The sequence below is a fragment of the Paraburkholderia franconis genome (genome assembly GCF_009362735.1).
Lineage (GTDB): Bacteria > Pseudomonadota > Gammaproteobacteria > Burkholderiales > Burkholderiaceae > Paraburkholderia > Paraburkholderia franconis.
Window position 1 is genome coordinate 200,786 of the sequence record NZ_WHNP01000005.1, and the last position, 23,471, is coordinate 224,256.

22 protein-coding genes are annotated in these 23,471 nt (G+C 64.9%); 17 read left to right on the plus strand and 5 right to left on the minus strand.

Annotation, left to right across the window (positions count from 1 at the left end; all coding sequences use genetic code 11):
• Positions 1–22: 22 nt before the first annotated feature.
• The 5 genes from GCT13_RS07470 (at position 23) to GCT13_RS07490 (ending at position 4,685) form a co-directional block, all read left to right on the plus strand.
• Positions 23–1,036: a LacI family DNA-binding transcriptional regulator gene (locus tag GCT13_RS07470; protein WP_321574230.1), complete on the plus strand. Its 1,014-nt coding sequence runs from the start codon at positions 23–25 to the stop codon at positions 1,034–1,036.
• Between the two features lie 103 nt (positions 1,037–1,139).
• Positions 1,140–1,520: a PaaI family thioesterase gene (locus GCT13_RS07475; protein WP_152756487.1), complete on the plus strand. Its 381-nt coding sequence runs from the start codon at positions 1,140–1,142 to the stop codon at positions 1,518–1,520.
• A 205-nt stretch (positions 1,521–1,725) separates the two neighbouring features.
• Positions 1,726–3,174, plus strand: a complete 1,449-nt coding sequence (locus tag GCT13_RS07480) for an NAD-dependent succinate-semialdehyde dehydrogenase (protein ID WP_152756489.1) — start codon at positions 1,726–1,728, stop codon at positions 3,172–3,174.
• Between the two features lie 523 nt (positions 3,175–3,697).
• A complete protein-coding gene (locus tag GCT13_RS07485; RefSeq protein WP_152756491.1) occupies positions 3,698–4,180 on the plus strand; it encodes a hypothetical protein in 483 nt (160 codons plus the stop codon).
• Between the two features lie 73 nt (positions 4,181–4,253).
• Complete coding sequence (locus GCT13_RS07490) at positions 4,254–4,685, plus strand: DUF302 domain-containing protein (protein WP_152756493.1); 432 nt, start codon at positions 4,254–4,256, stop codon at positions 4,683–4,685.
• Positions 4,686–4,760: 75 nt separating this feature from the next.
• Here GCT13_RS07490 and GCT13_RS07495 read toward each other — a convergent pair whose 3' ends face one another.
• The gene (locus tag GCT13_RS07495) at positions 4,761–5,696 is read right to left on the minus strand and encodes a LysR family transcriptional regulator (RefSeq protein WP_152756495.1); all 936 of its coding nucleotides are present in this window, start codon (positions 5,694–5,696) and stop codon (positions 4,761–4,763) included.
• A 160-nt stretch (positions 5,697–5,856) separates the two neighbouring features.
• Here GCT13_RS07495 and GCT13_RS07500 point away from each other — a divergent pair, with 160 nt between their 5' ends.
• The 4 genes from GCT13_RS07500 to GCT13_RS07515 are packed head-to-tail and all read left to right on the plus strand — an operon-like array spanning position 5,857 to position 10,094.
• Positions 5,857–7,065, plus strand: coding sequence for an amino acid aminotransferase (locus GCT13_RS07500; RefSeq protein WP_152756497.1), 1,209 nt, complete (start codon positions 5,857–5,859; stop codon positions 7,063–7,065).
• A 22-nt stretch (positions 7,066–7,087) separates the two neighbouring features.
• Entirely contained in the window at positions 7,088–7,867 is a 780-nt protein-coding gene (locus tag GCT13_RS07505) for a class II aldolase/adducin family protein (protein ID WP_152756499.1), read from the plus strand.
• A gap of 12 nt (positions 7,868–7,879) precedes the next feature.
• Positions 7,880–8,863, plus strand: a complete 984-nt coding sequence (locus GCT13_RS07510) for a 2-dehydropantoate 2-reductase (protein ID WP_152756501.1) — start codon at positions 7,880–7,882, stop codon at positions 8,861–8,863.
• 31 nt (positions 8,864–8,894) lie between these two features.
• Entirely contained in the window at positions 8,895–10,094 is a 1,200-nt protein-coding gene (locus GCT13_RS07515) for a cytochrome P450 (protein ID WP_152756503.1), read from the plus strand.
• A gap of 42 nt (positions 10,095–10,136) precedes the next feature.
• On the opposite strand, the gene GCT13_RS07520 is transcribed toward GCT13_RS07515, so the two are convergent.
• Positions 10,137–11,057: a serine/threonine dehydratase family protein gene (locus GCT13_RS07520; protein WP_152756505.1), complete on the minus strand. Its 921-nt coding sequence runs from the start codon at positions 11,055–11,057 to the stop codon at positions 10,137–10,139.
• Positions 11,058–11,186: 129 nt separating this feature from the next.
• Complete coding sequence (locus GCT13_RS07525; RefSeq protein ID WP_152756507.1) at positions 11,187–13,064, minus strand: ABC transporter ATP-binding protein; 1,878 nt, start codon at positions 13,062–13,064, stop codon at positions 11,187–11,189.
• Between the two features lie 571 nt (positions 13,065–13,635).
• On the opposite strand from GCT13_RS07525, the gene GCT13_RS07530 reads away from it, so the two are divergent.
• The 5 genes from GCT13_RS07530 to GCT13_RS07550 all read left to right on the plus strand — a co-directional run bounded on the left by GCT13_RS07530 (position 13,636) and on the right by GCT13_RS07550 (position 17,554).
• Positions 13,636–14,691, plus strand: a complete 1,056-nt coding sequence (locus tag GCT13_RS07530) for a phytoene/squalene synthase family protein (protein WP_152756509.1) — start codon at positions 13,636–13,638, stop codon at positions 14,689–14,691.
• A 101-nt stretch (positions 14,692–14,792) separates the two neighbouring features.
• Positions 14,793–15,131, plus strand: coding sequence for a DOPA 4,5-dioxygenase family protein (locus tag GCT13_RS07535; RefSeq protein WP_152756511.1), 339 nt, complete (start codon positions 14,793–14,795; stop codon positions 15,129–15,131).
• 81 nt (positions 15,132–15,212) lie between these two features.
• A complete protein-coding gene (locus GCT13_RS07540) occupies positions 15,213–15,944 on the plus strand; it encodes an FprA family A-type flavoprotein (protein WP_152756513.1) in 732 nt (243 codons plus the stop codon).
• A 173-nt stretch (positions 15,945–16,117) separates the two neighbouring features.
• The gene (locus GCT13_RS07545; protein WP_152756515.1) at positions 16,118–16,771 is read left to right on the plus strand and encodes a glutathione S-transferase family protein; all 654 of its coding nucleotides are present in this window, start codon (positions 16,118–16,120) and stop codon (positions 16,769–16,771) included.
• Positions 16,772–16,843: 72 nt separating this feature from the next.
• On the plus strand, positions 16,844–17,554 hold the full coding sequence (locus GCT13_RS07550) for a DUF899 family protein (RefSeq protein WP_152756517.1): 711 nt from the start codon (positions 16,844–16,846) through the stop codon (positions 17,552–17,554).
• Positions 17,555–17,639: 85 nt separating this feature from the next.
• Here GCT13_RS07550 and GCT13_RS07555 read toward each other — a convergent pair whose 3' ends face one another.
• Entirely contained in the window at positions 17,640–18,005 is a 366-nt protein-coding gene (locus GCT13_RS07555) for a hypothetical protein (RefSeq protein WP_152756519.1), read from the minus strand.
• Between the two features lie 229 nt (positions 18,006–18,234).
• Positions 18,235–19,371 carry an MBL fold metallo-hydrolase gene (locus GCT13_RS07560; protein WP_152756521.1) on the minus strand — a complete coding sequence of 379 codons (1,137 nt, stop codon included), beginning with the start codon at positions 19,369–19,371 and terminating at the stop codon, positions 18,235–18,237.
• A 268-nt stretch (positions 19,372–19,639) separates the two neighbouring features.
• Here GCT13_RS07560 and GCT13_RS07565 point away from each other — a divergent pair, with 268 nt between their 5' ends.
• The 3 genes from GCT13_RS07565 (at position 19,640) to GCT13_RS07575 (ending at position 23,428) form a co-directional block, all read left to right on the plus strand.
• Positions 19,640–19,828 carry a hypothetical protein gene (locus GCT13_RS07565; RefSeq protein WP_152756523.1) on the plus strand — a complete coding sequence of 63 codons (189 nt, stop codon included), beginning with the start codon at positions 19,640–19,642 and terminating at the stop codon, positions 19,826–19,828.
• Positions 19,825–22,068, plus strand: a complete 2,244-nt coding sequence (locus tag GCT13_RS07570; RefSeq protein ID WP_152756525.1) for an NADP-dependent isocitrate dehydrogenase — start codon at positions 19,825–19,827, stop codon at positions 22,066–22,068. Before GCT13_RS07565 ends, GCT13_RS07570 begins: the two co-directional genes overlap by 4 nt.
• A gap of 121 nt (positions 22,069–22,189) precedes the next feature.
• Positions 22,190–23,428 (plus strand): MFS transporter, encoded by a 1,239-nt coding sequence (locus GCT13_RS07575; protein ID WP_152756527.1) that lies wholly within the window; start codon positions 22,190–22,192, stop codon positions 23,426–23,428.
• The last annotated feature ends 43 nt before the right edge of the window (positions 23,429–23,471 follow it).

Sequence of the window (23,471 nt, forward strand, 5' to 3'; positions counted from 1 at the left end):
AACACAAGCGGACGGAGATACCGTGGCGACTCTCAAGGATGTCGCGGAGCTGGCGGGCGTGGGGCTGTCGACGGCCTCGCGCGCCATTTCCGGCAAAGGACCTGTATCGGCCGAAGCGGCCGCGCGCGTGAAGGCCGCGATTGCCGAACTCAACTTCCGGCCTTCGTCGATCGGCCGCGCGATGGCCACGCAGCAGCTCGGCATCATCGGCCTGTTCGTGCCGACGTTCTTCGGCTCGTACTACGGCACGATCCTCAAGCAGACCGATCTCGAGCTGCGCGCGGTGCATCGGCATGTGGTCGTGGCGACGGGCTGCGGGCAATCGTCGCCGCGCGAGCAGGCGCTCGAAGCCGTGCGCTTTCTGATCGGGCGCGATTGCGACGGCGTCGTCGTGATCAGCCACGACCTGCATGACGAAGACCTCGACGAGTTGCACCGGATGCATCCGAAGATGGTCTTTCTGAACCGTTCGTTCGAACAATTGCCCGATGCGTCGTTCTGCGCGGACCATCGGCGCGGCGGCGAACTGGCCGCGGCGACGCTGCTCGAACATGGGCACCGGCAAATCGCCGTGATTTCAGGGCCTTTCACGGCATCGGACAACATCGAGCGGCTCGACGGCTTCTTCGACGAGCTCGCGCGTCACGGCATCGCGCGCGATATGGTGCCGTTGATCGAATCCGACTTCTCGCCAGAAGGCGGCTATGCGGCGACATGCCAGTTGCTCGATTCGAAGGTGCCGTTCACGGGGCTCTTCTGCGCGAACGACATGATGGCCGTCAGCGCGCTCGCGCGTTTTCATCAAGTGGGAATCTCGGTGCCCGACGATGTCTCCGTGATCGGCTACGACGACGACTACTCGGCCGTCTATGCGGCACCCGCGTTGACGTCGGTGCATATTCCGACCGCGCAGCTCACGCAGAACGCGGTGCGCTGGCTGATCAACCAGTGCTATGGCACGAAGTCGGAGATCTTCCGCGAGTTTCCAGTGACGGTCACGATGCGCGCGTCGGTGGGGCGGCCGAAAACGGCGTGATGTCATGCTGCCTTCGGCGGCGGCCATGCATGTGAAAAAGGGCAGGCCGTTTCCCGCTGCGCGCGCGGCTGCATTAGCATTGAGGGCTCACCAGGAGCCCGCGATGCAGCTACCCACTCTCGACAATCCCTTTCTCGAATCGCTGTCGGTCGAATTGACCGAATGGAAATACGGCTACGCCGAACTCACGATGCCGATCCGGCCCGCGACGCTCAACCGTCAGCGCGTGCTGCAAGGCGGCGCGATCGCCACGCTGCTCGATGCGGCGGCGGGCTACTCGGGCCTCTATAGCGACGGCGATCCGATCCATGCGTTCACGCTGTCGCTGACCATCAGCTATCTCGACAAGGGCCTCGGAGAAAACGTGATCGGCAAGGGCTTTCTCGAACGCCGTGGCCGCTCGGTGTTCTTTGCGCGCGCCGAAGCGTGGGTCGACCACAAGGTGCTGATCGCGAGTGCGCAGGGCGTGTTCAAGTACGCGTGACGCCGCGCCGCCCCTTCGATGACGATGCAACCTTGCCGCTCCACGCGTTGTGACCGGTAACGCTTTCGGCGTTCGCACGGCAGAGGGCCGTGCGGCCCGCAGGTAAGGATTCGCGCAATCGGCTAAGATCGACGTTCCCAGCAGCCCGATCCGGACCGCGCGCAGCGCTCGCGGCCCGGCGACTTTCCACTTTCAGGAATACAGCATGGTCACATCCAGCAGCTACACCGATACCCGTCTGTTGATCAACAACGAGTGGTGCGACGCCGCCAGCGGCAAGACCCTCGACGTCATCAATCCCGCGACGGGCAAGCCGATCGGCAAGGTCGCGCACGCGGGCAAGGCAGATCTGGACCGCGCGCTGGAAGCGGCGCAAAAGGGTTTCGAAGCGTGGCGCAAGGTGCCCGCCAACGAGCGCGCCGCGACGATGCGCAAGGCAGCCGCGTTCGTGCGCGAGCGCGCCGAAAGCATCGCGCGCCTGATGACGCAGGAGCAGGGCAAGCCGTTCGCCGAAGCGCGCATCGAAGTGCTGTCGGCTGCCGACATCATCGAGTGGTTCGCCGACGAAGGCCGCCGCGTCTATGGCCGCATCGTGCCCTCGCGCAACCTGAACGCGCAGTCGCTCGTGATCAAGGAGCCGATCGGCCCCGTCGCCGCGTTCACGCCGTGGAACTTCCCCGTCAACCAGATCGTGCGCAAGCTGAGCGCCGCGCTTGCAAGCGGCTGCTCGTTCCTCGTGAAAGCGCCTGAAGAGACGCCCGCATCGCCCGCGGGCCTGCTGCAGGCATTCGTCGATGCGGGCGTGCCTGCCGGCACCGTCGGCCTCGTGTTCGGCGACCCGGCCGAAATTTCGAGCTACCTGATTCCGCATCCCGTGATCCGCAAGGTCACGTTCACGGGCTCGACGCCTGTCGGCAAGCAACTCGCCGCGATGGCCGGCCAGCACATGAAGCGCGCGACGATGGAACTGGGCGGCCACGCGCCCGTGATCGTCGCGGAAGATGCCGACGTCGCGCTCGCCGTCAAGGCAGCGGGCGCGGCGAAGTTCCGCAACGCGGGGCAGGTCTGCATTTCGCCGACGCGCTTTCTCGTGCACAACAGTATCCGCGAAGAATTCGCGGCGGCGCTCATCAAGCATGCTGAAGGCCTGAAGATCGGCGACGGTCTCGCCGAAGGCACGCAACTCGGGCCGCTCGCGAACCCGCGCCGTCTGACGGCGATGGCGAGCATCGTCGAGAACGCGCGCGCAACGGGCGCGACCATTGCGACGGGCGGCGAGCGCGTCGGCTCGGAAGGCAACTTCTTCGCGCCGACGGTGCTGACCAATGTGTCGCTCGAAGCCGATGTGTTCAACAACGAGCCGTTCGGTCCCGTCGCTGCGATTCGCGGCTTCGACAAGCTCGAAGACGCGATCGCCGAAGCTAACCGCCTGCCGTATGGTCTTGCAGGCTATGCGTTCACGAAGTCGTTCCGCAACGTGCATCTGCTGTCGCAGAACCTCGAAGTCGGCATGCTGTGGATCAACCAGCCCGCCACGCCGACGCCGGAAATGCCGTTCGGCGGCGTGAAGGATTCGGGCTACGGCTCGGAAGGCGGGCCGGAGGCGATGGAAGCTTATCTCGTGACGAAGGCCGTGACGGTGATGGCCGCCTAACGTCTACACAAACGTCACATGCCGCCCGCTGCAACGGCGGGCGGTTTATCGTCAGTCATCGAACTCCCATCGGCCATCTGCGAACGCGCGCGACAGCCGTTCGTCGGACGAATCGAAAGCCGTTGGTAAAACTCCCGATTGGTCGCGTCGCGATGCGCTTCTAGCATGGCGATCGATGCAACGTGCCCGCGACTTCTGCTGTGCGATGTCCAGACACGCGGCATCGATGGGTCGGCGGCTCGTTCGGATCATATTGCTCATACCGTTGCCGTCTTTTCAAACGCGGCAGGCCGGCCCCGTTCTCGTCGTATTGCTCACTGATCACTGAATGGTTCGCGGCAGGCGAGGCGCGTGCAGCGACCCTCGGCATCGCCCGTATCGCGCACGTGAAAACAAAAACGAAAACGCACGACGCGCCGACATCGGGTGCTCGCGCGTGCAATCGCCGCGCGAATCTCGAGACCGTTTTTGCGCCTGAGTGTCGTTCAACACAAGTCACTGCACGAGTCACTGGAGAGCTTCGATGATCTTTCACGCGTCCATTCCCACGCACAACCCTGAGCGCGTCGCGCGCACGCTCGCCGAATTGTGGGGCGGTTTCGCCGCGCCGTTTTCGCCTTTCGAAGGCGCCTGGATGGCGGTCGCGGGCGACGATCGCGGCACCATCATCGAGACCTATCCGAGCGATCTCACGCTCACGCCCGGCGACACGCAGGAGCCGCTCGCTTCGAAGATGGGCACGCGTGCGCAATACAGCGGCTTCCATATGGCCGTCGCGACGCCGCTCTCCGAGCAGGAAGTGATCGCGATCGGCGAGCGAGAAGGATGGCGCGCGGTACGCTGCACGCGCGGCAACGACTTCTTCGACGTGATCGAGTTGTGGATCGAGAACGGCACGCTGATCGAACTGCTGACGCCCGACATGCAGGCGCAGTATCGCAGCTTCGCGACGCCTGAGAATTTCCGCGCACTCGCTACACAAGCCCAAGCCCACGCACAGGCTTGATCTTTTGCTTGCGTGCTTCTGTTGTCGCGGTGCAATGACTACACTGCGGTGAATGCGATCACCGGGGTGTGCGATGACTGAAGCTACGAATATCTACGCAGGGAAAGCTCCCGCGTCGGTTGCGACGTTCAAGAGCGCGCATGGATTTTCGGTGACGGTCGCGCGATTGCGCGGCCTGCTCGCCGACAAGGGCATGACGATCTTCGTCGATATCGATCAGGCGGATGCCGCCGCGCAGGTCGGCATGACGCTGCGCCCGACACGCCTGATCGTGTTCGGCAACCCGAAGGGCGGCACGCCCGTGATGGAGGCGAATCCGTGCGCGGCGCTGCTGTTGCCGTTGAAGGCGCTCGTGTGGGAAGACGAAGCGCGCGCCACCTGGCTTGCCATCGACGATGTGACGGGCGCGCTCGTCGACGACTATGGGCTGGACGCGTCGCTTGTCGCGCCACTCGCGAAGGCGAAGGGGCTGATCGAGATGGTGGCTGCGCGTGAGCCGGCTTGAGCCGCGCGTTCGTACTGGGCCTTCGAGCCGCCGCGCCGCATGACTTTGCAACGACGCATCGGACGCCGCGCTTCGTCACCTTGACGCGCCCCCGCCCTGGGTCCTGCGGTCCCACGTTTTCAGGCAGACACCGAGAAATTCCGCGAAGCCATCGGCGGACGGCGACAGCGAGCGATCGACGGGGCGATAGATGCACACTTCGCGGATCGTCTCCGGTTCGACGACGCGCCGCATCGCGAGGCCGAACGTCTGCGCGAGCGGCTTCACATAAGCCGGCGCGAGCGTAACGGCGAGACCCTGCGCGGCGAGACCAAACGCGGTCGTCACGTTGTCGACGACTTCGACGGGCGCGATCCGCGCATCCGACGGCTGATCGGCCAGCATCTGCGCGACGCTCGCTTCGTGATCGCGGCCCGTCGCGACGATGGGCGTTCCGCGCAGATCGTGCCAGCGCAAGCGCCGCCGATGCGCAAGCGGGTGATCGCCTGCGCACCACAACACCCACGGGCTGCGGAAAATCGCTTCGCGCCGCACGCGGTCGCCCGTCGCGCGATCGGGGCCGACGGCCAGATCGACGTCGCCGCTCGCGACGCGCTCCACCAGTTGCTCGACATCCGTATCCACGACGCGCACGACGACCTTCGGCTTCTGCGCCGCGTAGCCTGCGATTGCGTAGGGCAGCGCCGTGCTCGCGAGAACGAGCGGCGCGCCGACGCGCACGATGCCCGCCGCGCGGTTGCGGATATCGCTCGCCGTCTGCTCGGCGGCGCGCAGATGGCGCAGCACCGATTCCGCCGAAGACAGAAAGTCGCGGCCCGCCGTCGACAGGCTCACGCGACGCGTCGTGCGGTCGAACAGACGAAAGCCAAGCTCGCGCTCCAGCTCCGCCAGCAACTGGCTGACGGCGGACGACGTAAGCCCCAGCCGTTCCGCCGCCGCGGCAATGCCGTTCTGATCGACAATCGCGAGAAACGCCTCGAATTGGCGTATGGTGACACGTGTGAGGGCCATCGGGCGATTCTAAAGCTAAACTTACGAATCATCCAAAATCGATTGATTGTGATGAAGCGCGCTTTTAGCGACACTGTTGCGACGCACCGGTTCATGCGACCCCGGTTCATGCAACCTTTCGCACCGTCGAGCCAACATCAACACAGATAGAGACAATGCCATGTTCGAACACATCCCAGCCTACCCCGGCGATCCTATCCTGAGCCTCAACGAAGACTTCCAGCGCGATCCGCGCACGAACAAGGTCAATCTGAGCATCGGCATCTACTTCGACGAAAACGGCACGCTGCCCGTGATGTCGGCCGTGCGCGAGGCCGAGGCCGCCATCGTCGCGCAGGGCACGCCGCGTTCGTATCTGCCGATGGCGGGGCTGCCCGCCTACCGCGACGCCGCGCAGGCGCTGGTGTTCGGCGCCGATAGCGAAGCGCGCGCGGCGGGCCGCATCGCGACGGTCCAGACGGTCGGCGGATCGGGCGCGCTCAAAGTTGGCGCGGACTTTCTCAAGCGTCACTTCGCGAGCTCGCAGGTGTGGCTCTCCGATCCCAGCTGGGAGAATCACCGCGTCGTGTTCGAAGCAGCGGGGCATACCGTGAACACGTATCCGTACTACGACGACGCGACGGGCGGCCTGCGCTTCGACGCGATGCGCGACACGATCGACGCGCTGCCCGAGCGCAGCATCGTGTTGCTGCATGCGTGCTGCCACAACCCGACGGGTGTCGACCTGACGACGGAGCAATGGCGCGAACTCGTGCCCGTGCTGCAGCGTCGCAAGCTGATCGCGTTCGTCGACATGGCTTATCAGGGCTTCGGCGACGGCCTCGAAGAAGACGCGGCATGCGTGCGGATGCTGGCATCGGCGGACGTGCCGTTGATCGTCGCGAACTCGTTTTCGAAGAACTTCTCGCTGTATGGCGAACGCTGCGGCGCGCTGAGCGTCGTCTGCAAAGACGCCGCCGAAGCGCAGCGCGTGCTCGGCCAGCTCACCTTCACGATCCGCGCGAACTACAGCAACCCGCCGATGCACGGCGCGCGACTCGTCGCGGGCGTGCTCGGCGACGCAAAGCTGCGCGCGTCATGGGACGACGAGCTGCGCGTGATGCGCGATCGCATCCATGAAATGCGTCATGCGATTCATGATGGCCTCGCTGGACGCGTCGACGAAGTGATGCGCGCGCGTTATGTCGCGCAGGTCGGCATGTTCACGTACACGGGCCTGAGCGCCGCGCAGGTCGAAACGCTGCGCAACGAGCACGGCATCTATCTGCTGCGCTCTGGGCGGATGTGCGTCGCGGGACTGAATCGCAGTAACGTCGGCTATGTGGCGTCGGCGATCGCGGCCGTCGCGGGGCAGGGCGCGCGCCAGTAACGAGCCCAGCGAGGAGACACACATGATTCTGGAGCGGGACAAAGAGGCTGCGCCGACGATGCATCCCGACGAATGGCAGGCGCGCGTTCAATTGGCCGCCTGCTATCGCGTCTTCGATATGCTGGGCTGGACCGAGCTGATCTACAACCACATCACCGTGCGCCTGCCCGAAAGCGTGGCGGGCGGCGCGAAGCAATTCCTGATCAACCCGTTCGGCCTGCACTACAGCGAAGTGACCGCGCGCAACCTGGTGAAGATCGACGCGCAAGGGCGCATCCTCGACGGCTCCGCCTATCCGGTGAACCCGGCGGGCTTCACCGTGCATGCAGCGCTGCACGAGGGCATCCAGGATGCGCATTGCGTGATGCATACGCATACGACGGCGGGTGTTGCCGTCGCATGCTCGGAGGGCGGCTTGCAGCAGACGAATTTCTACAGCGCGCAGTTGCACGAGCGCATTGCGTATCACGACTTCGAAGGCATCACGATTCATGCCGAAGAAGGGCCGCGCCTCGTCGAGCATATCGGCGACCGGCAGGCTGTGATCCTGCGCAATCACGGACTGCTGGCGTGGGGCAAGACGCTGCCGCAAGCGTTCGCGTATCTGTGGACGCTGAACCGCGCGTGCGAGATCCAGGTCGCGACGTTCGCGATGGGCCCGGCGCGCGCAGTGCCTGAAGCGATCGCCGAGCGGTGCTCGCGCGATGCGCTGCAATTCGACGTGCGCTACGGCGCGGGACAGGATGTGTTCGACGCACTGGTGCGCAAGGTCGACAGGATCGACGCCGGCTACAAGCACTGAGGAAGAAGAACGATGAAGGTATGCATTTACGGCGCGGGCGCGATCGGCGGATGGATGGGCGTGAAGCTCGCGCAAGCGGGCTGCGACGTGAGCGTGGTCGCGCGCGGCGCGACGCTCGACGCATTGCGCGAACACGGCTTGCGCCTCGTCGAAAACGGCGACATGCATGCGGTGAAGGTACATGCAAGCGAGCAGCCCGAAGCGCTCGGCGCGCAGGACCTCGTGATCGTCGCCGTGAAGGCGCCGGGCATGGCCGATGTCGCGCGGCATATCGGGCCGCTTCTCGGCGCGAACACGATGGTGCTGACGGCGATGAACGGCGTGCCGTGGTGGTTCTGCGACGGCCTGCAAGGCGAGTTCGCGGGCGCGCGTCTCGCGTCCGTCGATCCCGATGGCTCGATCGCGGCCGCGATTCCCGCAACGCGCACGTTGGGTTGCGTCGTGCATGCGAGTTGCCGCGTCGATGCACCTGGCGTCGTCGCGCATCATCAGGGACGCGGATTGATCGTCGGCGAAGCGACGGGACGCGCAAGCGAGCGCGTGACGTCGCTGGTCGAGCTGCTGCGCAAGGCGGGCTTCGATGCCACCGCGTCCGGGCAGATTCAGCGTGACGTCTGGTACAAGCTGTGGGGCAACATGACGATGAACCCGATGAGCGCGATCACGGGCGCGACCACCGACAAGATTCTCGGCGATCCGCTCGCGCGCGATTTCGTCACGCGCGTGATGCTGGAAGCGAAAGAGATCGGCGCGCGCTTCGGCATACCCATCGATCAGGCGCCCGAAGATCGTCACGCCGTCACGCTGAAGCTCGGCGCGATGCGCACGTCGATGCTGCAGGACGTCGAAGCGGGCAAGGCCGTCGAACTCGATGCGCTCGTAGGCGCGGTCTGCGAACTCGGGGCGCTGACGGGCGTCGAAACGCCGTATGCGAACGCGCTGTTCGGGCTCGCGCGGCTGCATGCCCGCGCGCGCGGACTGTATCCTCAAGCGTGAGCACACGCCTTTCAACTTCGCGGCATCGAGCATGAAATTCACCGATCTTTCGTCGCCGGCTTACTTCGACAATCCCTATCCGTTCTACGAGGACATCCGGCGCGCGGGTGCTTTCGTGCCGCTCGCGCCCAACGTGATGTTGACCGGCCGGCACGCCGTGATCGACGCGCTGTTGCCCGACCGCCGCATGGGCAAGACGTATATGCCGAGCGTGGTCGCGCGTTATGGCGAGGCCGCGCGGGGACAGCCGGTGTTTCAGGCGCTCGACCGCACGTTGCTGATGATGAATCCGCCCGTGCATACGCGCCTGCGCACGCTGCTGATGAAGGCGTTCAACGCGCGGCAGATCGAGACGCTGCGCCGGATCGTCGAAGAGACGACGGACAGTCTGATCGACGCGATGCAGGGCAAGCGTGAAGTCGATCTCGTCAAGGAGTTCGCGTTGCCGCTGCCGTTGCAGATCGTCTGCCGGCTGCTCGATGTGCCCATCGAAGAAGGGCAACGGCTCGGCGACGCGGCGGGCCTGCTCGTCTCCACGTTCGATCTCGCGCCGCTTTCGGCCGATGCGCTCGCGCGCGCGAATCAGGCGGCGCTCGATCTCGAACAGTACTTCGGCGCCGTGGTCGCACAGCGGCGTGCCGCGCCCGGCGGCGATATCGTTTCGTCGCTGATCCAGGCGGAAGAGGGCGGCGAGCGGTTGTCGGAGGAAGAGATCGTGTCGAACGCGATTCTGCTCTTCGTCGCGGGACACGAGACCACCTCGAACATGCTCGGCAATGCGCTGATCGCGCTGCACCGGCATCCGGCGCAACTGGCGCGTCTGATTTCCGGGCCGTCGCTGATGTCGAAGGCCGTTGCCGAATGCGCGCGCTATGACACGGCGGTGCAGATGGTGGTGCGCACCGCGTTCGACGATGTCGAAGTGGAAGGCGCGACGCTTGCGCGCGGCTCGATCGTGTTCATGCTGCTCGGCTCGGCGAATCGCGACCCCGAGCGCTTCGAGCGGCCCGATGCGCTCGATATCGAACGCGAGCCGTCAGGCCATCTGCTGACTTTCGGCGCGGGCATTCACTATTGCCTCGGCGCGCGCCTCGCGATGATGGAACTCGAGATCGCGCTGCGCAAGCTGATGACGCGCTTGCCGCAGATGCGCGTCACGAATCTCGATGCGCTCGTATGGCACAGGCGGAACAATCTGCGCGGCGTCGAATCGCTGATGGCCGCGCTTTGATCGCGCTTTGATCGTTTCGCGCGGAGCCTGACTGATGCGGGTTCAGACCATCTCGCGATGCCAGCGTTCCAGTTGCTCGATCGTCGTCCCCGCGCCGCCGCAGACGATCACGAGCACGCTATCGAAGCGCTGCAGCGCTTGCGTCGGCCGATACACCAGCGCGAGGCTCGCGCCGCATGCGGGCTCGACCAGCACGCGGTGATCGTCGACGAAGCGGCGCGACGCGGTGACGGCTTCCGCATCCGACACCACGATACATTCGACGGGATGCGTCTGCGTCAGCGTAAAGGCCTGCTCGCAGACCTGCTTCGCGCCCAGCGACGTCGCGACGCTCGTAATGCCCGGCAATTCGATCCGCTTGCCCGCGCGCACCGATTGCGCGAGCGACGACGCGCCTTCCGTTTCGACGGCAATGACGGGCACGTTGCCGAGGCCGTTGCGCCGCAAGCCCTCGATCACGCCCGCCATCAGGCCGCCACCGCCCACCGACAACACGACAGCATCGAATCTCGCTCCGGTGCCCGCGACCTCGTCGATCATCGATGCGTGGCCCTGCCAGAGGAGCGGATCGTCGAACGGATGGATGAACGCGTCATCGGGGCCGGCCTCTTCGAGCGCGAACGCGTTGGCTTCCTGCCAGGTCGCGCCGTGCACGATCACGTCCGCGCCCTGCAGGCGGATCAGCTCCTTCGCGCGCTCGCCTGTGCTCTGCGGCACGACAACCGTGACGGGGATCGACAGCGCGCGGCCTGCATACGCGACCGCAATACCCGCATTGCCGCCCGACGACGACACGAACCGCCGCTTGCCGGCCTTCGCGTGCTCTTCGCACGCGTAGCCGATGCCGCGAATCTTGAACGAGCCGGGCGGTTGCAGCGCGTCCATCTTGAGCAGCACGCGGCGGCCAAGCGCGCGGCTGAGCGGTTGCGAGTCGAGTAGGGGAGTGTCGATGTGCAGTGTCATGGTGAAGGTGCCTGCGGCGGCGCGATGAGGGTGTGTCGCGGAGTCGTTAATGATAGCAAGCGGTGGTGGAACGGGCTTCATGTCCGCGACGGTGCGAAGCCGTCGCAGACATCACGTCAGACAGAACGATTACATCCCCGCAATCAAACTCGGATCGCCGGAAAACCGCTCGTTGCCACGCGCGGGCCCATCGTCGAGCAACCCTTTCGTCAGCTCAAGCGCCTGGCGCTCGAACAACCGCCGATACACGCCGTGGTCGAGCCGGATCAGCTGTTCATGGCTGCCTTCCTCGACGACGCGCCCCTTGTCGAGCACGAGCAGCCGGTCCAGCGCGCGCACCGTCGACAGCCGGTGCGCAACCACCAGCGTCGTGCGTCCGACCATCAGCCGCTCCATCGCCTGCTGGATCAGCACTTCGCTTTCGCTGTCGAGGCTCGATGTCGCTTCGTCGAAGATCAGAACGGGCGAATCCGCGAGAAACGCGCGCGCAATCGCGACCCGCTGACGCTCGCCGCCCGACAGTTTCACGCCGCGCTCGCCGACGAGCGTGTCGTAACCGAGCGGCAGCTCACTGATGAACTCATGCGCGCTCGCGAGCTTCGCGGCCTGCACGATTTCGTCAAACGTAGCGCCGGGGCGCGCGTACGCGATGTTCTCCGCGAGCGACCGGTGAAACAGGATCGGTTCCTGCTGCACGATTGCAATGCGGCGGCGCAACGACGCCTGCTGCACATCGGCGATGTTCTGTCCGTCGATCGTGATGCGGCCTTCGTCGATGTCGTACAGACGCTGGATCAGCTTGATGAACGTCGTCTTGCCCGAGCCCGAATGGCCGACCAGCCCAATCCGCTCGCCCGGCGCGATGCGCAGCGAGAAGTCGCGATACAGCGGCGTGCGATGCGCGCCGTAGCGGAACGTCACGTTCTCGAAACGGATCTCACCCTCGCCGATATCGATGGCGCGCGCGCCCGGCTTGTCCTCGATGCCGAGCGGCTCGCGTTCGAGCGCGACGAGTTCTTCCATGTCGTTCACCGAGCGCTGAAGGTTGCGCACGTGCATGCCGACATCGCGCAGATAGCCTTGCAGCACGAAGAAGGTGGTCAGCGCATACGTGATGTCGCCGACGCTCGCTTCGTCGCGCAGCCACAGCAGCAGCGCCGCGCCGAGTATCGCCGCCTGCATCAGCGCGAGCATGGCGCCCTGCACGCCGCCATTGGTCGTGCCGCGCTGCCACGTGCGGCGCGTGCGCTGACGCCATTTGCCGATCACGCGGTCGAGCCGCGACTCTTCGCGTTCTTCCGCGCCGAACGCCTTGACGACGGCGTTGCAGCTGACGGCATCCGCGAGCGCGCCGCCCAGGCGCGTGTCCCACAGGTTGCCGAGGCGCGCAGCGGGCGCGACATAGCCGAGCGACAGCGCGATCGTCACCGCGACATACAGCAGCGAACCCACCCCGACCACGACGCCCATCACGGGCCAGTGAATGCCGAGCAGCACCGTCGATCCCGCGAGCATCACCAGCGAGGGCAGCAGCGCGATCAGCAGCGTGTCGTTGAGCAGGTCGAGCGCCCAGATGCCGCGCGTGATCTTGCGCACGGTCGAGCCCGCGAAGCTGTTCGCGTGCCAGACGGTCGAGAAGCGCTGCACGCGATGAAACGCGTTCGCGCAGATCGCGCTCATCATCTTCAGCGTCATCACGATGATGCTGCGATAAACCAGTTGACGCAGCACCGTGCCGCCGATGCCGAGGCCGATCAGCGTGACGAACGCGATCAGCGCCGCATGCGAGGCGGCCGCCTTGCCACTTGCGCCGCTCGCGCTGCCCGACGTGAGCGCATCGACGAGACGCCCCGCGAACATCGGCGTCAGCACGTCGGCGAACGCGGCTGTCAGCGCGAACAGCGCAATGCCGACGATGCGCACCGGCTGCCTGCGCCAGTGATTGAATGTGAAGCCGAGAACGCTTCTGAACGCTTGCGCGCCAAAGTCGAGTTTTTTGCTAGCCATGTGTCACAGCGTGCGGCGCGACGCGCGCATCGCTATCCAGTCAGGAGATTCGAGAGCAGACGGCCGATGCCCGCCAGTTGCGGCAGGGACGAATAAAACCGGTTGTCTGGTAAAAGCGCGGGCCTCTGCGTGCCCACACTGACGGCGACCTAGCTCGGCGAGCTGATGACGCGTCGTGGAAACCCGCGAGAGACTGCGATGTGCATTGCGTGCATTGAACGCCTCCCTTGGGTGAATGAGTAGATGAGATGAAGTACTGCGTCTGAGGTGCTCGATTGTAGCAGGAAAGCTTGCGTAAAGTGATCGCGGATTGCCTTGACCCGATGCGAAGTGGTGGCTTTATGCGTGCTTCATCGAGCGTTCATTGCCCCGTTCATCGAGCGTTCATCTGCTGTTCATCGAGCGTTCATCTGCTGTTCATCGAGCGTTCATCTGCTGTTCATCGAGCGTTCATCGAAGGGCACACGACTGGTTTTCAGGGCCCGAAGCCGGCGTGCCGGATACAATGCCGCAGCGCCGAAGCGTCCAGGCTTTGCCCAAACCGCGACCCAACCTGATTCGACCTCAATTCATGTCCAGTTCCACTCGGGCCTTTCTGCTCGGCCCGTTGCTCAAAGGGGTGTCCCGATCGTTCTATCTGACGTTGCGCATCTTGCCCGCCGGCATGCGCGACCCGATCGGGCTTGCGTATCTGCTCGCGCGCGCCGCCGACACGATCGCCGATACCGCGCTGATCCCGCCGGCGCAACGCCTCGAACTGCTGCTCGCGCTGCGCGAACAGGTCAACGGCGCGGCCGGCGACGGCGAACTCGCGCGCAGGCTCGCAAGCGAAGTCGCGGGCAAGCAGACGCAGTCGGATGAAAAGGTGCTGCTCGAATCGATCGCGCCTGCACTCGATGTGCTGTCGCAACTCGACGAGGCCGACCACGCCGCCGTGCGCGAGATCGTCACGACGCTGACGACGGGCATGGAGTTCGATCTGCGCACGTTCCCCGACGAGCGTTCGGGCCTGATCGCCGCGCTGCGCGAGTGGGACGAACTGGATCGCTATACGTACCTCGTCGCGGGATGTGTCGGCGAATTCTGGACGAAGATGACCTACGCGCATTTGCCCGGCACGTTGAAGACGGACGCCGCGACGATGCTCGATCGCGGCGTGCGTTTCGGCAAGGCGTTGCAGATGACGAACGTGCTGCGCGATTGCGGCAAGGATCTGCGGATCGGGCGCTGCTATCTGCCGTCCTCGATGCTCGACCGGTTCGGGCTGAGCCCGCAGCAACTGCTGGAACCGCAGGCATCGGCGCGCGCGCGGCCGTTGATGCATGAACTCGTGCGCAAGTCGCTCGATCATTTCCGCGCGGCGCTCGATTACACGCTCGCGATTCGGCGCTTCTCGCTGCGCTTGCGGCTCGCGTGCGTGTGGCCGATCGTGATCGGGCTCGAAACGCTGCTGCTGCTGGTCGACAACGCGCACTGGCTCGAACCGGCGAAGGTATCGAAGATTCGCCGCAAGCAGGTGTACGGGATCATTGCGCGTTCGCTGCCCGTTGCGCTGTCGGATGCGATGCTGCGCCAGTGGATCGAAGGTCTGATCGGCGCAATCGAAGCGCGCATCGACGTTCGCTGAGCCACGCTGGCTTCCCGTCCCGCCTGGCGATACGGTGGTCGACCGCCTATGATGAACCTCACACGACTTGCAGCGAAGGGCGGCATCGGCCGCAATCGATCATGACCGATATCGTCGACTGGCACGCTCACGTGTATTTCGATCAGGCGACGCGCGATGCCGCGTGGGCTTTGCGCGAGGCCATCCAGGCCCGCTTCGGCGGCAGACTCGAAACAGGGCGTTTTCACGAGCGCCTCGTCGGTCCGCATCCGATGTGGTCGTATCAGCTCAAGTTCGGCCGCGAGTTGTTCGCGGAGCTGTTCGAGTGGCTCACGCTCAATCATGGCGCGCTCGATGTCTTCATTCATCCGAACACAGGCGACGCGCTGCGCGATCATCGCGACGCGGCCGCGTGGATCGGGCGCTCTCATCGGTTGAATTTCGCGGCGCTGGGCGGATAGCGCGCTGCGCCCGGCGCACGATCGCGCGCCGTTGCGCGCTGTTGTGTATCGTTACGCGCGATCGCGCGCGGAGGTCTCGTCATGACGATCACGAACGCAGTGTCGGGCACCAGCGTCGACGAAGTATCGGATGGCATCTACCGGATCAACACGCCCGTCGTGTTCGAAGACGGGCCGGGCGGCTTCACGTTCAACCAGTATCTGATTGTCGACGATGAGCCGCTGCTCTTTCATACGGGCCCGCGCAAGATGTTCGCGCTGGTGCGCGACGCGGTGGCGTCCGTGATTCCGCCCGGGCGGCTGCGTCACATCGCTTTTTCGCACGTCGAAGCGGACGAGTGCGGCTCGCTGAACGAATGGCTCGCCGTCGCGCCCGACGCGCAGCCGCTGTGCGGATCGATCGCCAAGCTGGTGTCCATCGACGATCTCGCCGACCGTCCGGCACGCGGCCTCGAAGACGGCGAGGCGATCGATCTCGGCAGGCATAGGGTGCGCTGGCTCGCGACGCCGCATCTGCCGCACGCGTGGGAATGCGGGATGCTGGTCGAAGAGACGACGCGCACGCTGCTGTGCAGCGATCTCTTCACACAACCGGGCAGCGATCATCCGCCCGTCACGCGTTCCGACATCCTCGGTCCATGCGAAGCGTTCCGGCGCAGCATGGACTACTACTCGCACACGAGACACGCCGATGCGATGCTCGAACGGCTCGCCGCGCTCGAGCCGCGCATGCTCGCGTGCATGCACGGCAGCGCGTGGCAGGGCGACTGCGCATCGCTGATTCGCGCGCTGGCGCGGTCATTGCGCGAGTAGGGCGCTGTTCGAACAGTCTTCAGCGAAAACGCGCATTGCTGGGCGTCCGTTGCACATTCGAACGCCGCAGTGCAGCAAGACTTTTTCGCGCGGGCGTGTCGATTCGCGTTGCCGCCGTTCGTCGTCAGGTTAAGGGACCATTTTGCCGCTACCCCACAGCAAGGACGACGACGATGACCTTGAAGCTCTACGCCCATCCGTTTTCTTCGTATTGCCAGAAGGCGCTCACCGCGCTGTACGAGAACGGCACGCCGTTCGAATATCGCCGGCTCGACGAACCCGGCGCGATGGATGAACTCGCCGCGCGCTGGCCGATCAGGCGCTTTCCGCTGCTTGTCGACGACGGCCGCACAATTGTCGAGGCGACCGTGATCATCGAGCATCTCGGGCTGTTTCATCCCGGCCCCGTGCAACTGATACCGGACGATCCGCGCGCCGCGCTCGAAGTGCGCTTCATGGACCGCTTCTTCGACAACTACGTCGCGACGCCGCAGCAGAAGATCGTCTTTGACAGCTTACGCAGCGAAGGCGAGCGCGACGCGCGCGGCGTCGCCGATGCGCGCGCGCAACTCGAAACCGCGTATGCATGGCTCGACAACGCGATGCGAAATCGCGAGTGGGCAGCGGGCGAGCGGTTCAGTCTCGCCGACTGCGCCGCCGCGCCGTTCCTCTTCTACGCGGACTGGACGCACCGGATCGACCCGAAGTTCGAGCACGTAATCGCGTACCGCCAGCGGCTGCTGAAACGGCCGTCGTTTGCGCGCGCCGTCGACGAAGCGCGGCCTTATCGGCACTTCTTTCCGCTCGGCGCGCCGGATCGCGACTGACTTCACGCATCTTCAGCGACTGCCCTGCGCATCGGGCAGCCTGTTTCCATGCTTCTTCAACGGAGGCCGACCATGTCTTCCACATCTTCTCTCGTGCCCGCCGCCGAGCTCGTGAAGCGCAACGGCAGGCACTATCCGAACGAAAGCGTCGAGTACCGGCAGGCACGCGACGCGCTGCTCGCCGAGGAAATCGAGCTGCGCCGCCAGATCGAACGCGTCGCCGAGCAGCGTCGCACATTGCCGCCGGGCGGCGAAGTGACGGGCGATTACCGTTTCGTCGGCGAAGCAGGGCCCGTCGATTTCGCGGGACTGTTCGGCGACAAGGACACGCTCGTCATCTACAGCTACATGTTCGGGCCGCAGCGCGAGCGGCCATGTCCGATGTGCACGTCGCTGCTGAGCGCATGGGACGGCGAGGCGCGCGATATCGCGCAGCGCATCGCGCTGGCCGTCGTCGCGCGCTCGCCGATCGAACGGCTCGTCGCGTTCAAGAAGGAGCGCGGCTGGCGCGATCTGAAGCTGTATTCGGACGTCAACGGCGAGTACAGCCGTGACTTCGGCGCAATCGGCACCGAGGGCGGCGACGAGCCGGCGTTCCAGGTGTTCACGCGCCGGGACGGCGCGATCCGGCATTTCTACGCGGACGAGATGGGCTTCCCGACGGCGGACCCGGGCCAGGACCCGCGCGGCGCGCCGGATTTGATGCCGATGTGGACGATCTTCGACATGACGCCGGAAGGGCGCGATCCGAACTGGTATCCGAAGCTCGATTACGCGGGGTGAATGGCGCGCCGCGGTTGTGGTGATCGATGAGCGCGAGCGCGCTCGCGCCGCCTGGGCACGATTCGCGCTCGTCTCGCGTAAACGCTCAGTCCGCGATGCGCCGGTCGGCGAGCGCGCGTTCGCAGTCGCCGAGCACGGCGATCACGAGACGCGCCTGCGAATCGAGCTCGTCGGTATCGAGGATTTCTTCGACGGCGTCGCGCGCCCAGTCGGCTTCGACGAACGACGCGTGGCGCTGCGCGATGTCGAGTGCGATGGCCGACAGCTTCGCGATGCACAGCCAGTCCGCTGTGCGGCTATGCCTGTCGAGCCACTTGTGCGCGGCCTCCACGTGAAAAGCCGGCGACGGCCAGGCTTCGTTCAGATACCAGGCACCGAGGCTCCCGCATGTGAGCCAGCAAAGCAGCTCGATGCGGTCGCGTTGGCTAAGAAGATGGCGTACATCACTCATGGCGACGCTCGCGAAGGTAACGGATATGACGTGAGTTCCGCGTAGCAAAGCTCGAACCCGTGTGTGTACGACAATATCACGAGGTTGTGCCGTGCACGACAGGGTTTAACCGGATGCGTGCCTTCTCGCGTGCATCCGAACGTGTGCCGGCCGACAATCGCGGGCGCATTCCGATGCTCTCCGTGGCAATTGCACGGACGCAGTGCGGCGCGAACGCACGATGCGTCCGTCAGCGCGAACAGGCGTCGCGCGGATCGCCGGGATCGTCGAGCGCGATCATCTGGCCATGATGCAGGACCGTGAACGCGTCGTCGGGCAGGCCGGCTTCGCGGGTCGCTTCGGCGAGTTTTTTCGGCGGTTCGTCGAGCGGCTCGTCGGTCAGCTCGAACGTGCCCCAGTGAATGCCGATGGCCTTTTTTGCATGCACGTCCCCGAAAACCTGCACGGCCTGCTGCGGATCGAGGTGCGGCGGACCCATGAACCAGCGCGGCGCATACCCGCCAATCGGAAGCAGCGCGAGGTCGAAACAGCCGAACGCCGCGCCGATCCGCTTCGCGTCATCGGCATAGCCGGTGTCTCCCGCGAAATACAGCGAGTACGGATGCGCGGCGCCTTCGGGCGTCTTCACGACCCAGCCGCCCCATAACGTCTCGTTGCGGTCGGTGAGCGTGCGCGCGGACCAGTGCGTCGCGGGAACGAACCAGAAGTCGAGGCGCGCCGCGTCTATTTCATCGCCCCAGTCGAGTTCGCGCGCATTCGTGATCCCCTTCTTCGCGAGCCAGTCCTTGATGCCGAGCGGCACGAGAAAGAGAGGCGGGCCGCCGGGCTGACCATTCAGCGCTTCGACGCTCTCCGTATCCAGATGGTCGTAGTGGCTGTGCGAGATCAGCACGACGTCGATGTGCGGCAACTGGCCGAGCGTCAAGCCGGGCGGCACGCGCCGCTTCGGCCCGAGGAACGTGAACGGCGACGCGCGCTCGGAAAACACAGGGTCGGTCAGGATGTTAGCGCCGCTGATCTGCAACAGCGTGCTCGCGTGGCCGATCCACGTCATCGTGTTTTCGCGGCGGTTCGCCTTGATCCATTCGACGTCGGGGTGATCGACGGGAAACGCGTAGCCGTTCGCGGGCGGCGGAGGCAAGGCGTGGATCAGACGGTTCCAGCGCCACTTCCAGAACGAGCCGCGTACGAGCGGCCCGTCATTGTTCTCGAAGCCGTGCTCCGTGCGCGGCGCGTGATGGATGCCCGCTGCGGCGAGGCGCTCCGGCGAAGGCTCGGGCTCCTGCGCGCCGCCGACGCAAGGCGCCGTCGCCACATGCACGGCGAGGGCGGCGCACAGCAAAGGCAGGCGAAACGGGCGTGGCATCGTCAATGGCTAAATGGGCGCGAAGAGTTCGGACGGCGCGAGCCGGGCAGTGGACGGCGCATCAGTGTAGACGGACACTGTTTTCTTCGCCGAAGCCGAAGCCGCAGCAACCGCTTCGGCACGAACGGCTGCAATCCGGTTCATCGGCTCGCCATATCCAGCGAGCAAGGTTGAATTCCGGGTCGAAGCACCGGCATTCGTCACTTGCATTGAACGGCCCGCGCACCGGAAAAATTATGCCGGCAGCGGAATGCAGATGTGAAGTGAAATGCCGCTTGCCATCGATAAAGGGCACGAATACGGCTCAAATCGTGCAATTTTCTTCCGAGAGGCCGTGCTGACTGGCCCGATTCAAACCGTCAAAATTGAAAATAAGGCAAAATTCGGGGCATTCGCGTCGGCCTTGGCACTGCCGGCGGCATTTCCCAACCTTTCTCGACCGAGAGCAAAGCGATGAGTAACAAGCAACCTACGATCATCTACACCCTGACCGACGAAGCCCCGCTGCTCGCGACGAGTGCCTTTCTGCCGATCATCCGTACGTTTACCGCGCCTGCTGGCGTCAATGTCGAGACCAGCGACATCTCCGTGGCCGGCCGCATCCTCGGCGAATTCCCGGAATTCCTGACGGAAGAGCAGCGCGTGCCGGACAACCTGGCCGAGCTGGGCCGCCTCACGCAGCTGCCGGACACGAACATCATCAAGCTGCCGAACATCAGCGCATCGGTGCCGCAGCTCGTCAACGCGATCAAGGAACTGCAAGCGAAGGGCTTCAAGGTGCCGGACTATCCGGAAGACCCGAAGACCGACGAAGAAAAGGCGATCCAGAAGCGCTACTCGAAGTGTCTCGGCAGCGCCGTGAACCCGGTCCTGCGCGAAGGCAACTCGGACCGCCGCGCGCCCGCCGCCGTCAAGAACTACGCACGCAAGCACCCGCACAGCATGGGCGAGTGGAGCATGGCGTCGCGCACGCACGTCGCGCACATGAAGCATGGTGACTTCTACCACGGCGAAAAGTCGATCACGCTCGACAAGGCGCGTGACGTCCGCATGGAACTCGTGACGAAGAGCGGCGAGACGATCGTGCTGAAGCCGAAGGTTTCGCTGCAGGACGGCGAGATCATCGACAGCATGTTCATGAGCAAGAAGGCGCTGGTCGCGTTCTACGAAGACCAGATGGAAGACGCGCGCAAGACGGGCGTGATGCTGTCGCTGCACGTGAAGGCGACGATGATGAAGATCTCGCACCCGATCGTATTCGGCCACGCCGTCAAGGTGTTCTACAAGGACGCGTTCGCGAAGCACCAGAAGCTCTTCGACGAACTGGGCGTGAACGTCAACAACGGCCTCGTCGATCTGTACACGAAGATCGAAGCGCTGCCGGAATCGAAGCGCGAAGAAGTGATCCGCGACATGCACGCGTGCCACGAGCACCGCCCCGCGCTGGCGATGGTCGATTCGGCCAAGGGCATCTCGAACCTGCACGCACCGAACGACGTGATCGTCGACGCATCGATGCCCGCGATGATCCGCGCAGGCGGCAAGATGTGGGGCGCCGACGGCCGTCCCGCCGACACGAAGTGCGTGATCCCGGAAAGCACGTTCGCGCGCATCTACCAGGAAATCATCAACTTCTGCAAGACCAACGGCGCGTTCGATCCGAAGACGATGGGCACGGTGCCGAACGTCGGCCTGATGGCGCAGAAGGCCGAAGAGTACGGCTCGCACGACAAGACCTTCGAGATCCCTGCAGAGGGCGAAGCGCGCATCGTCGACATCGCGACGGGCGAAGTGCTGGGCGCGCTCACGCAGCAGGTCGAGAAGGGCGACATCTGGCGCATGTGCCAGGTGAAGGACGCGCCGATCCGCGACTGGGTCAAGCTCGCCGTCACGCGCGCGCGTAACTCGGGCATGCCGGCCGTGTTCTGGCTCGACCCGTACCGTCCGCACGAAGCCGAGCTGATCAAGAAGGTCGAGACGTACCTGAAGGATCACGACACGTCGGGTCTCGAGCTCCAGATCATGTCGCAGGTCCGCGCGATGCGTTACTCGCTGGAGCGCGTGATCCGCGGTCTGGACACGATCTCGGTGACGGGCAACATCCTGCGCGACTACCTGACCGACCTGTTCCCGATCATGGAGCTGGGCACGTCCGCGAAGATGCTGTCGATCGTCCCGCTGATGGCAGGCGGCGGTATGTACGAAACGGGCGCGGGCGGCTCGGCGCCGAAGCACGTCAAGCAACTGGTCGAAGAGAATCACCTGCGCTGGGATTCGCTGGGCGAGTTCCTCGCGCTGGCTGTGTCGCTGGAAGAGCTCGGCATCAAGTCGGGCAACGAGAAGGCGAAGATCCTCGCGAAGACGCTCGACGCGGCAACGGGCAAGCTGCTCGACAACAACAAGAGCCCTTCGCCGAAGACGGGCGAGCTCGACAATCGCGGCAGCCAGTTCTACCTCGCGATGTACTGGGCGCAGGAGCTGGCCGCGCAGACGCAGGATGCGGAACTCGCTGCGAAGTTCGCGCCGCTCGCGAAGGTGCTGACGGACAACGAGAAGACGATCGTCGGCGAGCTGTCGGACGTGCAGGGCAAGGAAGCGGACATCGGCGGCTACTACATGCCCGACTTCGCGAAGCTGGATGGCGTGATGCGTCCGAGCAAGACGCTCAACGGCGCGCTGGCCGCCGTGACGGCTTGAACCGTCGCAGCGTAGCGCTGTGAACGAAGCCCGCGCATTCCGATGCGCGGGCTTTTTTCTTGCCGCGACTGCTTTGGCCGACACCACCGCGAACGCGTGAACTCACTGACTCCGTAGCCGCATGCGCGCACAACATCAAGCGTTCTTCGCATCGCTGTTCTTCTCGCGGCTCGCGGACCAGATACTGCTTTTCCTCGTGCCGCTCGTCGTCTTTCAGACCACGCAAAAGGCAACATGGTCGGGAATCGCATTCTTCATCGAGGCGTTTCCACGCTACATCGTGTTTCCCGTGTGCGGCGCGTTGTGCGACCGCATATCGCCCGTCAGTGTATTGCGCGTGAGTCAGCGCTTTCGCGCGATCGCATGTGTTGCGGGCATTGCGGGCTTTGGCCTCGCGGGTGGAATCGGCTGGCTGATCGCGCTCTCCGCCGTTTGCGGCGCATTGACGAGCCAGGGACTCGTCGCGCGCGAAGTGCTGCTGCCGCAGGTCTTTACTTCTGAGCGCTTCGAGAAAGTGCTGTCGTATGCGCAAATCGCCGATCAGGTCGGCGTCGTGCTCGGTCCGATGCTCGCGGGTCTGCTGCTCGGCTGGTGGCGCTGGGAGATCGTCGTCGGCGTGGCGGCGCTGCTGTTTTTCGCCGCCGACGGCGCGACGCTGCTGTGGCAGCGCGCGAGCCGCTTCGAATGGACGATGACGGAAAGCGCGCCCGTCGAATGGTTCGCGCCCTTGAAGACGGCGCTCTCGCATGTCGTGAATCTGCCGGGCCTCGGCAGGCTGGTTGCGCTGGCCGCCGCCGAAAATCTCGTGATCGGCGTGACGCTCGCGACGTCGGCGGCGATGGTGACGGGCCTGCATCGCCGGCCGGATGCGTTCTATGCGTTCGTGCAGACGGCGGGCGCGATTGCGACGATCGTCATTCTGCTGTTGATCGCCAGAGTGCGCATTCCGCGCAAGACGTTGGGCGTCGTGTCGTTTCTCGCGATTCTCGGGGGCGGATTGCTCGCGGGATCGAGTCCGTCCGTGTGGGGCTACGTGGCGGGTTTTCTGCTGATTGTCGGCTTCGACAAGATGTTCAGCATCTACATTCGCAGCGTGCGTCAGGCGATCATTCCCGCGAAGGATTATGGCAAGACGCTCGGCGTCGTCATCATGCTCAACAATCTGACGCAGCCGTTGGCGGGCCTTCTCGTCGGGCTCTTTTCGGGCAACGGACGGATGAGCGCCGTCGTGGTCGCGATCTCGCTCGGCATGGGCGTGCTCGGCGCGGCGGCTGTGCTCGCGGGCATGCGCAACGAGCGACAGCGCGCTGCATCGCGCGTGAATCCACTCGGCGACCGCTCACCGAACAGCGCCGACTGAACATGAATACGCCGATGGCACAATGACGCGTTCATTCGCTGCG

Bases quoted from the DNA above. Each gene is read 5' to 3' on its own strand.
- GCT13_RS07495 (WP_152756495.1), bottom strand. From the start codon at position 5,696: ATGGCCCTCACACGTGTCACCATACGCCAATTCGAGGCGTTTCTCGCG.
- GCT13_RS07505 (WP_152756499.1), top strand. From the start codon at position 7,088: ATGATTCTGGAGCGGGACAAAGAGGCTGCGCCGACGATGCATCCCGAC.
- GCT13_RS07520 (WP_152756505.1), bottom strand. From the start codon at position 11,057: ATGACACTGCACATCGACACTCCCCTACTCGACTCGCAACCGCTCAGC.
- GCT13_RS07560 (WP_152756521.1), bottom strand. From the start codon at position 19,371: ATGCCACGCCCGTTTCGCCTGCCTTTGCTGTGCGCCGCCCTCGCCGTG.
- GCT13_RS07550 (WP_152756517.1), top strand. From the start codon at position 16,844: ATGTCTTCCACATCTTCTCTCGTGCCCGCCGCCGAGCTCGTGAAGCGC.
- GCT13_RS07475 (WP_152756487.1), top strand. From the start codon at position 1,140: ATGCAGCTACCCACTCTCGACAATCCCTTTCTCGAATCGCTGTCGGTC.
- GCT13_RS07545 (WP_152756515.1), top strand. From the start codon at position 16,118: ATGACCTTGAAGCTCTACGCCCATCCGTTTTCTTCGTATTGCCAGAAG.
- GCT13_RS07490 (WP_152756493.1), top strand. From the start codon at position 4,254: ATGACTGAAGCTACGAATATCTACGCAGGGAAAGCTCCCGCGTCGGTT.
- GCT13_RS07555 (WP_152756519.1), bottom strand. From the start codon at position 18,005: ATGAGTGATGTACGCCATCTTCTTAGCCAACGCGACCGCATCGAGCTG.
- GCT13_RS07480 (WP_152756489.1), top strand. From the start codon at position 1,726: ATGGTCACATCCAGCAGCTACACCGATACCCGTCTGTTGATCAACAAC.
- GCT13_RS07565 (WP_152756523.1), top strand. From the start codon at position 19,640: ATGCCGCTTGCCATCGATAAAGGGCACGAATACGGCTCAAATCGTGCA.
- GCT13_RS07500 (WP_152756497.1), top strand. From the start codon at position 5,857: ATGTTCGAACACATCCCAGCCTACCCCGGCGATCCTATCCTGAGCCTC.
- GCT13_RS07515 (WP_152756503.1), top strand. From the start codon at position 8,895: ATGAAATTCACCGATCTTTCGTCGCCGGCTTACTTCGACAATCCCTAT.
- GCT13_RS07570 (WP_152756525.1), top strand. From the start codon at position 19,825: ATGAGTAACAAGCAACCTACGATCATCTACACCCTGACCGACGAAGCC.
- GCT13_RS07525 (WP_152756507.1), bottom strand. From the start codon at position 13,064: ATGGCTAGCAAAAAACTCGACTTTGGCGCGCAAGCGTTCAGAAGCGTT.
- GCT13_RS07535 (WP_152756511.1), top strand. From the start codon at position 14,793: ATGACCGATATCGTCGACTGGCACGCTCACGTGTATTTCGATCAGGCG.
- GCT13_RS07540 (WP_152756513.1), top strand. From the start codon at position 15,213: ATGACGATCACGAACGCAGTGTCGGGCACCAGCGTCGACGAAGTATCG.
- GCT13_RS07530 (WP_152756509.1), top strand. From the start codon at position 13,636: ATGTCCAGTTCCACTCGGGCCTTTCTGCTCGGCCCGTTGCTCAAAGGG.
- GCT13_RS07510 (WP_152756501.1), top strand. From the start codon at position 7,880: ATGAAGGTATGCATTTACGGCGCGGGCGCGATCGGCGGATGGATGGGC.
- GCT13_RS07575 (WP_152756527.1), top strand. From the start codon at position 22,190: ATGCGCGCACAACATCAAGCGTTCTTCGCATCGCTGTTCTTCTCGCGG.
- GCT13_RS07485 (WP_152756491.1), top strand. From the start codon at position 3,698: ATGATCTTTCACGCGTCCATTCCCACGCACAACCCTGAGCGCGTCGCG.